Here is a 12,687-nt window from a genome sequence, read left to right as displayed (position 1 = left end):
GGGTAGCCGCGCAGCGAACCCTCCGCCAGTTTGGGTAGCCGGCGGTAGAAACCCCGAGGCAGATCGTTGCTGATCTGCCTCAGCTGTTCCTCGACAATGTGAAAATTGTCGAGCAGCCAGCTCGCGCCCGGGCTGATCGGGCGTCGCGCGGCCAGATCGGCAGCGACGGCACGATAGGCTGAGGTCAGGACGTTGCTGTTATCCTTGAGCCGTGCCGTAATCGAGCGTCCGTGGCGCGGATTGGCGGCGATCGGCTGGCTGCCGGCAAGCTCGCGGGCGCATATTTCAAGTCGCTCAATGCTGAACAATTCGGCGCAAATCGGCGGCTCTGGCACCGCCGGCTTCGGGGTGAGCCACGACCGAAGATACTTGAGCAACAAAACGCACTCCTGAAACCGGTTGCGACCGCGCCCGGGCGACAGGGAGCCCCAGCGACGGATTGGCATGGCGGTTGGACGGCTGCGCGCGTCGCCGCCGGTTTGAGGTCGAAGATTAATGCTCAGTGCGCTAAGAGGGCAGGTTCGGAAACTACTTACGGATGCGTAGACGACACCTCCACGCGGCTCGCGGCGAACCGATCGGGCACAAAATTCCAGAGTTCGATGACGCGAGTTCCGCAGTGACGCGCATCGTGGCCGAGCACGCTCAGCGATGCCGTGTCGAGCGCCAGCCTTTGACCCTCGGCGACGGCTAGATCGATCCAGCGCATCGCGAGGCTGCAACCGAACTGCTTGTGGCTGAACACCGCAATATTGCCCGACAGAGGGGCGAGCCTGGCGATAAGCCGGTCGGCACGAACCGCCACCTGGTCGGGCGTTTCGCCGCTTGGGCAACCGTCGTCGAACAGCGACCAGGCAGGGCGCTTCTCGCGAATTTCGGCCGAGCGCAGCCCTTCATACTTTCCGTAGTCCCATTCGATCAGGTCGGGTTCGGTTACCGCCGCAGCCGCTAGCCCGGTCAGTGCGCAGGTTTGCTGGGCACGCTGCAGCGGACTTGTAAGTACATGCGCAAAAACGATGCCGTGCAGCGCCGGCGCCAGCGCGCGGGCCTGAGCCTCACCGTGCGTGGTCAGCGCCAGATCGGTCCTGCCGGTGTGCTGCCCAGTCAGCGACCACGCGGTTTCGCCGTGACGCACGAAGTAAATCGTCGGAGGTCCCGCGTCGCCGCTCACGACGCCGCCTCTTCCATCGCTGCATCGTAGCGACCATGAATGGCGGCATGGCAGCAGCGCGCGCGGTGGCCGACCGCCGCCTGTGCCAAAGCGACATTGGCCTCGTCACCCTGCCAGATTTGCAGCCCCGGGTGCTGGATCGCGCGGGCGAAGGAAAACACCAGCGGCCACGGCGCGCGCGAACTGTCGAGCGAGCGGCAACGATTGATCGCATCGAGGCGTGCGGCCGCGAGCGGGCCGGACTGGCCGCCGGACAGGAAGGCGACGCCAGCGACCGCCGCCGGCACTGTGCGCAGAAGGCAGGACAGCGTCTCGACCGCCACGATTTCGGCCGTAGTCTCTCCTCGCCAGTCGCTCCCGGCAAGCACCATATTGGGTTTCAGGATCATCGCTTCGAGCTTTACCCCCTGTTCGACCAGGGCGGCGAAGACCGCGCGCAGCACCGCCGCGGTCGCCTCCCCGCTGCGTTCCGACGAATGGGTGCCGGTCATTAGGACTTCCGGCTCGACGATGGGAACGATGCCGGCAGCCTGGCAGAGCGCGGCATAGCGGGCGAGGGCCTGGGCATTGGCTGCGATCGCGGCCGCACTCGGCAGGTCGTCGCCTATGGCGAGGACGGCGCGCCACTTGGCGAAACGCGCGCCGAGCGCCGCATAATCGCTGAGCCGGTCGCCCAATCCGTCGAGGCCTTCGGTAACCGTCTCGCCGGGGTGGAGCGCCAGCCGGTGGGTACCGCGATCGACCTTGATGCCCGGCACGATACCGCGATTGGCAAGAAGGGCGACAAGCGGCCGGCCGTCGGGCGCCTGTTGCCGGATCGTTTCGTCGGACAGGATAGCACCGCTGATCGACTCCTTCAGTTCCGGCGTCGTGATCAGGAGCGTGCGGTAGCGGCGGCGAGCATCTTCGGTCTGCGAGATCCCGACCTCGGCAAAGCGCCGGTTGCAGGTGTCATTGCTCTCGTCCATCGCGAGCAGGCCCTTGCCGCACGCCACGAGCAGCCGGGCGGTTTCGATGAGTTCGGCGGTCACGGCGCGTACACTTCCGGCGGCGTGCCCCATCTCCATTCGCAGATCTCGGGCAAATCCTCGCCGCACGTGTCGACGTGATGTTTGTGGACGATCAGCTTGTCGCGCATCGCCTGGCGCAGATAGTCTCCGCGCGCGCCGAGGCCCGGCACCCGGTCGATGACGTCCTCAACCAGATGGAAGCGGTCGAGATCGTTCTGGACGCGCATGTCGAAGGGGGTCGTGATTGTGCCCTCCTCTTTGTAACCGCGAACGTGGAGGTTGCGGTTGGCCCGGGCATAGGTCAGCCGGTGCACCAGCCACGGATAGCCGTGGAAGGCGAAGACGATCGGCACGTCGCGGGTGAAGAGTGCGTCGTACTCCGCCTCGCTCAGCCCATGCGGGTGCTCCGACGCGGGCTGCAGCCGCATCAGGTCAACGACGTTGATCACCCTGATCTTGAGCTCAGGGAGGTGCTGGCGCAGGATCGAGACTGCAGCGAGGACCTCCAGCGTCGGCGTCTCGCCGCAACAGGCCATGACGATATCAGGTCGCGCGCCCGCATCGTTGCTCGCCCAGGCCCAGATGCCGATGCCTTTGGTGCAATGGACGATCGCATCATCCATCGACAGCCACTGCGGCCGGGAATGCTTACTAGCGACGACGACGTTCACGTAGTCGCGACTTCGCAGGCAGTGATCCATGACCGACAACAGGCAATTGCCGTCGGGCGGCAAGTATACCCGAACAATGTCGGCTTTCTTGTTGATGACGTGATCGAGAAAGCCGGGATCCTGATGGGTAAAGCCATTGTGATCCTGCTGCCAGACATGCGATGCGAGGACGTAGTTCAGCGAGGAAATGCTGCGCCGCCACGGCAGTTCAGCACAAACCTTTAGCCACTTCGCATGCTGGCTGAACATCGAATCGACGATCCGAATAAAGGCCTCGTAGCTGTTGAACAGACCGTGACGGCCAGTCAGCAGATACCCCTCGAGCCACCCCTGGCACTGGTGCTCGCTCAGCATCGAGTCGTGGATCCTGCCAACGGGCGCGAGGAATTCGTCGCCTGGAACGCTGGTGGCATCCCATTGCCGATCCGTCGCCTCGAACACCGCGCCGAGCAGATTGGATAGCGTCTCGTCAGGGCCGAAAACGCGAAAATTGCGATGTGGCGAATTATACAACGCGACATCCCGCAGGAAACGGCCGAGCACGATCATATCCTGCCCATCGCAACCCCCAGGCGTCGGCACGGCGACGGCCTGATCGCGGAAATCGGGCATCACAAGGTCGCACCGAAGCAGGCCGCCATTAGCATGGGGATTTGAACCCATACGGCGCGCACCCGACGGGGCGAGGGCTGCAAGCTCCGGGATCAGGCAGCCTTGGGCGTCGAACAGCTCCTCAGCGCGGTAGCTTTTCATCCAGCTTTCGAGGAGCGGGAGATGTGCCGGGTGGGCTTGATCGACAAGGAGCGGCACCTGGTGGGCGCGGAATGTCCCTTCGATCTTCATGCCATCGACAACCTTCGGTCCGGTCCAGCCTTTTGGTGACCTGAGCACGATCATTGGCCATGCTGGGCGGAGTGGCGCACCGCCATGTCGGGCATTGTGCTGGATCGAACGAATGGCAGCGACCACCGTCTCGAGCACATCGGCCATGCGTGCGTGCATAGTCGTGGGATCGTCGCCCTCGACGAAGTGTGGATCCCAGCCGCATCCGCGGAGGTACGCATCGAGCTCGTCGTGTGGAATTCGTGCTAGCAGGGTCGGATTGCTGATTTTGAAGCCATTAAGGTGCAATATTGGTAGGACGGCACCATCTGTCCTTGCGCTAAGCAACTTGTTTGATTGCCATGAAGTCGCGAGCGGACCAGTCTCAGCCTCGCCGTCGCCAACAACGCACGCGACGATCAGGTCCGGATTGTCGAACACCGCGCCAAAAGCGTGGCTCAGAGAATAGCCCAGCTCACCCCCCTCGTGGATCGATCCGGGTGTCGTCGGTGCGACATGGCTCGAAATGCCGCCAGGGAAGGAGAATTGCTTAAATAGCGCTTTCATCCCCGCCTCGTCGCGGCCGACGTTGGGATAGACCTCGCTCCAGCTGCCCTCCAGCCAGACGTTGCCAACAATCGCCGGCCCGCCATGGCCAGGGCCGGCAACATAGATCATGTCGAGATCGAATTTGCGGATGACGCGGTTGAGATGGACGTAGATGAAATTCTGTCCCGGGGTCGTTCCCCAGTGCCCCACGACCATCGGCTTCACGTCGGCCAGCGTTAGCGGCCGGCGCAGCAGCGGATTGTCGTAAAGATAGATTTGGCCGACCGAGATATAGTTGGCGGCGCGCCAGTAGGCATCAATCAAGGCAAGCTCTTCGGTGCCGTTGGCTAAAGCCTCGGGCTCGTCGGTCGCGCAGGTGCGGGGTTCGTCGAGAGTCATTTGGATCATCCTGACATGGCGAGCGCATGGCCGGTGCGCCGTTGACATAGGTCAGGCTAACGGTTGTCACCGCTGCCGTGCAGGATCGGAAACTACCCAGTGCGGCTCCGGCGGCGGTGTTCGACGCCCGCGGGGCCGGCGACGAAAACGTCGTCTGCGATCTCAACGAAAAGGCCGTGGCCAGCGATCCCGGCCCGCGTTTCGAGCGTCGCCGCGAGGCCGGCCGGATCGGTGATGGTGCCGAAACCGCAATCCAGAATCATGTTCCCGCCATCGGTGAGGTAGCGGCGACCATCTGCCTCGCGCGCTGTCACAGTCGCACCGAGACCAGTAAGATACCGCAGTTGCGCCTCCCAGCCCCAAGCTAGTACCTCGATGGGTAGCAAAGCCTTGCTGCCGAGCGCGTCCGAAACCTTGCTCGCGTCGACGACGATCACGACACGGTCGCTCGCCTGCGCGACGATCTTCTCGCGGACCAGCGCGCCGCCGGCACCCTTGATAAGATCGAGCGCCGGATCGACTTCATCGGCGCCGTCGATGACCAGGTCGATCGCGCGAGGCATGTCGTCGCCGAGCAGCGGGATGCCGAGCGCCTGCGCCGCGACCGCGGTCTTGGTGGAGGTCGCAACCGCGACCAGACCGGGCAGTTCGCCACCGCGCCACCGCGCCGCGATCCGCCGGATGGCGAAGATTGCCGTGGTCCCCGTGCCGAGGCCCACCACCATGCCGGGCTCGACGAGCGCCGCCGCCGCTTCGCCGGCCTGCTGCTTGAAGGTGGCGGCGTCATTCACCCGCGCCGACCCAGGTAGCGTGCTATAAGGGAATTGGTCGAGGCATCGTGCGCCAGCGTCGGCGCCGTGCTCCGGTCGAGCTCGGGGATGATGGCCCCGGCGAGGTCCTTGCCCAGCTCGACGCCCCACTGATCGAAACTGTCGATCCCCCAGATCGCACCCTGGGTGAAAACGCTGTGCTCGTAGAGGGCGACCAGCGCCCCGAGCGTTGCCGGGTCGAGCCGATCGGCGAGGATGACGTTGGTCGGTCGGTTGCCCTCTGTAACGCGGAACGGCGTCTGGGCGGCGGGCGAACCCGCAGCCGACAGGGTCGCGGCCGTCCGGCCGAACGCGAGTGCCTCAGCTTGGGCGAACAGACTGGCCATCAGCAGGTCGTGCTGACCTGCGAGCGGGCTGGTTGGATGGCAGAAGCCGATCAGGTCGCACGGCACCAGGCGCGTCCCCTGGTGGAGCAGCTGGAAAAAGCTGTGCTGGCCGTCGGTGCCCGGCTCGCCCCAGATAATCGGCGCAGTGTCACAACCGACCGGGTGTCCGGAGAGGTCGACATGCTTGCCGTTGCTCTCCATCTGGAGCTGCTGGAGATAGGCGGGAAACCGCGCCAGATCAGCGGCATAGGGGATCACGGCGAGCGTCTGGGCACCGAAGAAATCGTCGTACCAGATTGAGATTAGCCCCAGCAGCATCGGCAAATTGGCGGCGGGTGGTGCGTTGCGGAAATGCTCGTCCATGGCATGAAAGCCGCCGAGCATCGCTTGGAAACTTTGGGCACCGATGGCGATCATCGTCGACAGCCCGACGGCGCTGTCGATCGAATAGCGGCCGCCAACCCAGTCCCAGAAGCCGAATATGCGTGCTCGGTCGATGCCGAACGCGACGGCGCCTTCAATATTGGTCGAAACCGCAGCGAAGTGGCTGGCTACGGCAGCCTCGCTGCCCAGCCGCTCGACCAGCCACGCGCGGGCCGCGCCGGCGTTGGCCATGGTCTCGAGTGTCGTGAAGGTCTTGGAGGCGACGATGAACAGGGTCGTGGCGGCGTCGAGGTCTGCAGTAGCGGCCGTAAATGCCGCCCCGTCGACATTGGCGACAAAGCGGAAGTCGAGGCCGGGATGGCGGAATTCGCGCAAGGCGAGACAGGCCATCTCGGGACCCAGATAAGAGCCGCCGATACCGATGTTGACGACCGTCCTGAAGCGCTGGCCGCGGTGGCCTGTCAGCGCGCCGCTGCGCACGCCTTCGGCAAATCCCGCCATTGCCGCCAGGACGCGGTGGACCTCGGGCACCACATCGACACCGCCGGTCGTAATTCGCTCGCCGGGCCGCGCCCGCAATGCGACGTGAAGAACCGCGCGATTCTCGCTGGTGTTAATGTGTTCGCCGGCGAACATCGCATCGCGGCGGCCGGTGACGTCGCGCTCGGCGGCGAGCGCAAGCAGCAGCACCAGCGTTTCATCGGTGATGCGGTTTTTCGAATAGTCGAGAAACAAGCCGGCGCCCTTCGCCGAGAAGCTAGCCGCCCGCCCCTCGTCTTCCGCGAACAGGTCCCGCAGGTGCACATCCGCGACGCGGACATGATGCGCGGTAAGCGCTGCCCAGGCGGGGCTCGGAGTCATGCCGCTGCCCGCTTGGCGGCGATCGCCGCGAGCAGGCTCGCCCACGACGCGACAAACGAACCCGCGCCTTCGTCCTGTAGCTGCGTGCCGAGCGCGTCGATATCGATCCCGGCGGCGGCATGTCGCGCGACAATGGCATCGGCAGCGCCCGCTTCATGGACCATCGCAAGCGGCTGCCGACCTTCCTTGCCGTAAGCGCGCAACGTCTTCTCGGGCATGGTGTTGATCGTGTTGGGCGCCGCTAGCGCGTCGACATAGAGAGTGTCCGATGCTTTGGGGTCCTTGGTGCCGGTGCTGGCGAACAACAACCGCTGCGGCCGCGCGCCAAGATTCTGCAGCCGCTGGAAACGGTCGGACGCCATCATTTCGCGATAGGCGCGATAGACTTGTCCGGCGACCGCGATCCCCAGCGTATTACGCAGCGACGGGGGGACCCGGTCGGCGACAGCCACGTCCCAGCGGCTGACGAACAGCGACGCGACCGAGGCGATATCCGGCGCCAGCCCCGCGTCGACGCGTCGTTCGAGCCCGGTCAGCCAAGCGTCGGCCGCCGCCTGGTACTGCTCGACCGAGAACAGCAGCGTGACGTTGACCGGCACGCCGGCGAACAGGCATTCAGAAATGGCAGGTGCGCCTTCCGCGGTGCCGGGAACTTTCATGAACAGGTTGGCACGCGCCCCGCGGGCGTGAAGCGCCTTGGCCTGCGCGATGGTGGCGTCGGTGTCGTGCGCGAGCCGGGGCGACACTTCGAGCGAAACAAAGCCGTCGACGCCGCAACGGGCGGTGTGGACGGGCGCGAACAGGTCGGCGGCGCGTTGCAGGTCGGCAATCGCGAGATGGAAGAACAGGTCCTCGTCGCTTTCGCCCGTCGCATGGCGCTGCCGGATTTCCGCGTCATAAGCAGTGCTGCCGGCGATCGCCTTGTCGAAAATCGTAGGGTTCGAGGTCAGTCCGGTGACGGACAGCGTGTCGATATACGTCTGCAGCATGCCGCGATCGAGCAGGTCGCGGGTGATGTTGTCGAGCCATACGCTCTGGCCGAGCGAACTGAGGGCGGCGGTGGCGAGCATGGCCTGGGCCTTCAATGCTGGGCCGGCGCGGCCGCCGGCTTTTCAAGATGGCCGCCGAAGCCGAAGCGGAGCGCCGAGAGCACGCGATCGGCATAGTCGGATTCACCGCGCGATTCGAACCGGCCGAACAGAGCCGTGGCAAGCACCGGCGCGGGAACGCCCTCATCGATCGCCGCCTGCAACGTCCAGCGTCCCTCACCGGAGTCGGATACCCTTCCTGCAAAACCATCGAGCCCGGGGCTCTTCAGGAGTGCCGCCGCTGCAAGGTCGAGCAGCCACGACGATACGACGCTGCCACGCCGCCACATCTCGGCGATGGCGGCGATGTCGAAGTCGTAGCGATAGAGCTCAGGGTGGCGCAGCGGCGCAGTTTCGGCATCGGCTGCGTGATTCGCCGCGCCGGCATTGGCATGGCGCAGGACATTCAGCCCTTCCGCAAGCGCCGCCATCATGCCGTATTCGATTCCATTGTGGACCATCTTCACGAAATGGCCGGCGCCAGTCGGGCCGCAGTGGAGGTAGCCAAGCTCGGCATTGCCGGGCTCGCCGACCGCGCCCGGCGTCCGCGCCGCCGCAGCGACGCCCGGTGCTAGCGAGCGGAAGATCGGATCCAGATGGCGGACGATCGCGTCCTCGCCCCCGATCATGTGGCAGAAGCCGCGCGCCCGGCCCCAAACGCCGCCACTGACGCCGACATCGACGTAATGGAGGCCTAAGGTCTCCACGGCGTGCGCCCGTCGCAGGTCGTCGTGGTAGTTGCTGTTGCCGCCGTCGACGACGATGTCGCCCGCCGCCAGCAGCGGCACCAGCCCGTCGATTGCACCGTCCACAGCGGCAGCAGGCACCATCAGCCAAACGATCCGCGGGGACTCCAGCTTCGTAACCATCGCGGCGGGGTCCGCCGCACCCTTGGCGCCGCCGGCAACGGCAGCCGCAACCGCTGCGGGATCATGGTCGAAAACGACGCACTCGTGGCCGGCGGCAGACAGCCGGATTGCGATGTTGAGCCCCATTCGACCGAGGCCGACGATTCCGATCTGCACCGCGTTTCTCCAGCGACGCCAGCCCCGCATTCGGGGCCGAGCGTAAGTCGCGGCGTTAGCTAGCCTGGGTCGCTCCTCGGCGGGGAGCATCGGAAACTACTCACGCCGCATCAGCGGGTATGCCCGGCAACAGCCAGATCACGGGTCGAACCTGCGATCATGACCTCCTCGTCGGTCGGCATGACGCGGATCATGACTTGGCCGGCGTCGGGCGAGGCGATGGCGGCGCCTGCATCGTTGCGGTCGGGATCGACGACAACGCCAAGAAAGCCCAGCCCGTTGCATATCCTAGCGCGGATGACCGGTGCGTTCGCCCCGACTCCGCCGGTGAATACCAGCATATCGATACCGCCAAGGCTTGCGGCGAAGGCGCCAATGCGCTGCTTGACCGCATAGCAGAACAGGGCGACGGCATCGGCGGCGCGCGGATCGCTCGCTTCGCAGGCGAGCAGGTCGCGCATGTCGGCGCTGGTCTCCGACAGGCCGAGCAGGCCGGACTCGAAATTGGCCATCTGGTCGAATGTGGCGATGTCCATCGCCTCGGTGCGCGCCAGATAGGGCGCGAGGCCCGGATCGATATCGCCGCAGCGCGTACCCATCGGCACGCCCGATGCCGGGGTGAAGCCCATGCTAGTGTCGATCGGCCAACCACCATGCACGGCTGCCAGGCTGGCACCACTGCCGAGATGCGCAATGACGATCCGTCCGTGCGCTGCGGCCACGCCGCAGAGGCGTTCGATTTCGCCCATCACATAGGCGTAGGACTGGCCGTGGAATCCGTAGCGGATAACGCCCTTGGCTGCGTAGCGAAGCGGCATCGGCAGCAGCTTTGCGACGCGCGGCATGGCGTGGTGAAAGGCGGTATCGAAGCAGGCGACCTGGATAGCGGATGGAAAGCAGCGCATCGCTGCCATGACCAAAGCGAGCTCGATTGGCAGATGCTCGGGGTCGAGCGGGACGAGGCGACGCAAGGCATCAATCTCGGTCGTGCCGACCCTCTGCGGGCGGACGAAGTCGGGACCGCCGTGGACGATGCGGTGTCCGACGGCGAGCACTCGCTGGCCAGCGACCTCCCGTTCAGCCGTAGCGAGCACCAAGTCACCTGCCGCCCGGTGGTCTGCCGCCGCCGCCTTCATCGCGGTCGCGGCGCTGCCGGTCGTCTTCATATGCAGGAGCGGATTTGCCGAGCCGATCCCGTCGACGGCACCCGAAAGGAAACGAACCAGCGAACCTTGCGCTGGGAACAGCGCGAACTTTATGCTCGACGATCCGCCGTTCAGCGTCAGGATGATGTCGTCCGTGCTCACGACGTGAGCGGCATTGCCTGCAGCAGGCCACGCGCGGGGCCGGGCGTTGCCGAGCGTGGCGATCGCCGCAGGTCGGCAATCGCTGCGGCATAGTTGGGCGATTGGAAGATGGCGCTGCCCGCGGCGATGGCATTGGCGCCGGCGGTGACGGCAAGGCCGGTTGTATCGCCGTCGAGGCCGCCATCGACCTCGATGACCGGGGAGAACCCATGGGCGTCGCACAGCGCGCGCAGGTGACGGATCTTGGGCAGCATGTCGGGCAGGAAGGACTGGCCACTGGCCCCGGGGTTGACCGTCATCACCATCACGATGTCACAGAGCCGAAGGACATATTCGATCATCGCGACCGGGGTGCCGGGATCGAGCACGACGCCGGCCTTGCAACCGAGCGCCCGGATTTCGCCGAGAACGCGGTGGAGATGAACCGTCGCGGTCGCTTCGGCATGGACGAGGATGTGGTCGGCGCCCGCTGCTGCAAAGGCGGCGATCTGCCGGTCGGGCTCGACAATCATCAGATGGACGTTGAGCGGCTTTGCCGTGCACGCGCGGACGGCGGCGACGACCTGCGGCCCAATCGTGATCGAGGGCACGAAGCGGCCGTCCATCACGTCGACATGAATCCAGTCGGCGCCGGCAGCATCGACCGCGCGCACTTCATCGGCAAGGTGTCCGAAATCGGCCGCGAGGATCGAGGCGGCGACGATTAGCGGCGGTGAGAGGCCGACGACGTCGGAAGACGGTGTGCGCCTCATTTCGAAGTGCCGATCGCGCGCCATTCGCGTCCGTCGCGCGCCAGCAAAGCGTCGGCTGCCGCCGGCCCGTCGCTGCCCGATTCGTACCGCGCCGGGCCGCCGGGATCGGCAGCCCAGGCATCGAGCACCGGCTCGACGATGCGCCAGCCCTGCTCGACCATGTCGGCGCGCATGAACAGCGTTTGATCGCCAATCATCACGTCGCGGATCAGCGTTTCGTAGCCGACGTTCGGCTCCTTCGGGAACCAGTCGGCATAATGGAAGTCCATCCGCACCGCCGCGAGGTCGACGACCGGACCGGGGCGCTTGACCTCGAACTGCAGCGAAATGCCCTCGTCAGGAGCGATGCTCAGCACCAGCCAGTTCGGCCGCAGGCTACCGACTGGCGTATCGCGGAACGCGGCGAATGGCGCCTGCTTGAAGCGGATGGCGATTTCCGTGCTGCGCGCCGCCAGATGCTTGCCGGTGCGGAAGTAGAATGGCACCCCGGCCCAGCGCCAGTTGTCGATCGCCAGCTCCATCGCGAGATAGGTTTCGACAGTCGAGCCGGCGGCGACGTCGGCGTCCTGGCGATAGGCGGCGACAGGACGCCCGCGCACTGTGCCGGCGGCGTATTGACCCCGTACCGACTGATCCGGCCGGGCCGTCGCCATCGCCGCGAAGACATCGGCCTTGCGCGAACGGATCGAAGCCGCGTCAAACCCGGTTGGGGGCTCCATCGTGACCATCGCCAGCAGCGTGAAGACGTGGTTCGGCACCATGTCCCGCAGCGCGCCAGTGGCCTCGTAGAACCTGCCGCGAGTCTCGACGCCCACCGTCTCGGCGACGGTAATCTGGACATGGTCGATGCGGTCGCGGTTCCAGATCGGCTCGAACAGCCCGTTGGCGAAGCGCAGCGCCATGATGCTCTGCACCGTGTCCTTGCCGAGGAAATGGTCGATACGGAAAATCTGGTCCTCGCGCAGGCTGCAGAGAATGTCGCGGTTGAGCGCCTGCGCAGACGCCAGGCTGTGGCCGAACGGCTTCTCGACGACAACGCGCCGCCAATGGCCGGTGCCGGCATCCGCGGTCAGATTGGCGGCCGCGAGCTGCGCAACGACGGTGGCGAAGTAGCTGCCGGCGACTGCGAGGTAAAAGATCGCGTTGTCCTGGGTCGAGAACTGCTCCCCGAGGGTGTCGAGCGCCTTGGCGATGTCGGCGTAGAGTTCGGGTTTGGTGATATCGCCCTGGAGGTACGTCATTCTTTCGGCAAGGCGCTGCCATACCGCCTCGTCGATCTCGTCGATCCGGAACTCGGCGTGCTCGTCGCCAACGAAGGTGGACAGCATGGCGTGCAAGCTGCCTTTCCAGCCGCTCGCCGTGTTCGGCGCGAGGTCGACGCCGATGATGGCGAAATCCTCTGGCAACACCCCTGTCCGCGCAAGATTGTAGAGCGCCGGAATCATGAGGCGCTTGGTCATGTCGCCGCCGGCCCCGAAGATGACGATTGTAC

General features: G+C 65.5%; 10 protein-coding genes. All 10 read right to left on the bottom strand.

Features of this window, described 5'->3' with window-relative positions; all coding sequences use genetic code 11:
* Positions 1 to 532 precede the first annotated feature (532 nt).
* The 10 genes from KTC28_RS20390 to zwf all read right to left on the bottom strand — a co-directional run bounded on the left by KTC28_RS20390 (position 533) and on the right by zwf (position 12,655).
* On the bottom strand, positions 533 to 1,171 hold the full coding sequence (locus KTC28_RS20390) for a histidine phosphatase family protein (RefSeq protein WP_226895896.1): 639 nt from the start codon (positions 1,169 to 1,171) through the stop codon (positions 533 to 535).
* Positions 1,168 to 2,202, bottom strand: coding sequence for a class I fructose-bisphosphate aldolase (locus KTC28_RS20385; protein ID WP_226895895.1), 1,035 nt, complete (start codon positions 2,200 to 2,202; stop codon positions 1,168 to 1,170). Before KTC28_RS20385 ends, KTC28_RS20390 begins: the two co-directional genes overlap by 4 nt.
* Positions 2,199 to 4,622, bottom strand: coding sequence for a phosphoketolase family protein (locus KTC28_RS20380; protein WP_216710858.1), 2,424 nt, complete (start codon positions 4,620 to 4,622; stop codon positions 2,199 to 2,201). Before KTC28_RS20380 ends, KTC28_RS20385 begins: the two co-directional genes overlap by 4 nt.
* Positions 4,623 to 4,714: 92 nt before the next feature.
* Positions 4,715 to 5,413, bottom strand: coding sequence for a ribose-5-phosphate isomerase RpiA (gene rpiA / locus KTC28_RS20375; RefSeq protein ID WP_216710859.1), 699 nt, complete (start codon positions 5,411 to 5,413; stop codon positions 4,715 to 4,717).
* Complete coding sequence (gene pgi, locus KTC28_RS20370; RefSeq protein ID WP_216710860.1) at positions 5,410 to 7,023, bottom strand: glucose-6-phosphate isomerase; 1,614 nt, start codon at positions 7,021 to 7,023, stop codon at positions 5,410 to 5,412. The genes rpiA and pgi overlap by 4 nt, the downstream gene beginning before the upstream one ends.
* Complete coding sequence (gene tal / locus KTC28_RS20365) at positions 7,020 to 8,093, bottom strand: transaldolase (protein WP_216710861.1); 1,074 nt, start codon at positions 8,091 to 8,093, stop codon at positions 7,020 to 7,022. The genes pgi and tal overlap by 4 nt, the downstream gene beginning before the upstream one ends.
* A gap of 11 nt (positions 8,094 to 8,104) precedes the next feature.
* Positions 8,105 to 9,136 carry a phosphogluconate dehydrogenase (NAD(+)-dependent, decarboxylating) gene (gene gnd, locus KTC28_RS20360; RefSeq protein ID WP_216710862.1) on the bottom strand — a complete coding sequence of 344 codons (1,032 nt, stop codon included), beginning with the start codon at positions 9,134 to 9,136 and terminating at the stop codon, positions 8,105 to 8,107.
* Between the two features lie 110 nt (positions 9,137 to 9,246).
* Entirely contained in the window at positions 9,247 to 10,443 is a 1,197-nt protein-coding gene (locus KTC28_RS20355; RefSeq protein ID WP_216710863.1) for an acetate/propionate family kinase, read from the bottom strand.
* The gene (gene rpe / locus KTC28_RS20350) at positions 10,440 to 11,195 is read right to left on the bottom strand and encodes a ribulose-phosphate 3-epimerase (protein ID WP_216710864.1); all 756 of its coding nucleotides are present in this window, start codon (positions 11,193 to 11,195) and stop codon (positions 10,440 to 10,442) included. The genes KTC28_RS20355 and rpe overlap by 4 nt, the downstream gene beginning before the upstream one ends.
* Positions 11,192 to 12,655 (bottom strand): glucose-6-phosphate dehydrogenase, encoded by a 1,464-nt coding sequence (gene zwf / locus KTC28_RS20345; protein WP_255602626.1) that lies wholly within the window; start codon positions 12,653 to 12,655, stop codon positions 11,192 to 11,194. Before zwf ends, rpe begins: the two co-directional genes overlap by 4 nt.
* Positions 12,656 to 12,687: the final 32 nt, after the last annotated feature.

It is taken from the genome of Polymorphobacter megasporae (assembly GCF_018982885.2).
GTDB classification, from domain to species: domain Bacteria; phylum Pseudomonadota; class Alphaproteobacteria; order Sphingomonadales; family Sphingomonadaceae; genus Polymorphobacter_B; species Polymorphobacter_B megasporae.
The sequence above is the reverse complement of the archived record's forward strand: the minus strand, read 5'-3'. Positions and strand labels throughout refer to the sequence as shown.

Excerpts from the sequence above, each read along its gene's own strand:
- zwf (WP_255602626.1), bottom strand. The coding sequence starts at position 12,655 with ATGACCAAGCGCCTCATGATTCCGGCGCTCTACAATCTTGCGCGGACA.
- pgi (WP_216710860.1), bottom strand. The coding sequence starts at position 7,023 with ATGACTCCGAGCCCCGCCTGGGCAGCGCTTACCGCGCATCATGTCCGC.
- rpe (WP_216710864.1), bottom strand. The coding sequence starts at position 11,195 with ATGAGGCGCACACCGTCTTCCGACGTCGTCGGCCTCTCACCGCCGCTA.
- KTC28_RS20380 (WP_216710858.1), bottom strand. The coding sequence starts at position 4,622 with ATGACTCTCGACGAACCCCGCACCTGCGCGACCGACGAGCCCGAGGCT.
- tal (WP_216710861.1), bottom strand. The coding sequence starts at position 8,093 with ATGCTCGCCACCGCCGCCCTCAGTTCGCTCGGCCAGAGCGTATGGCTC.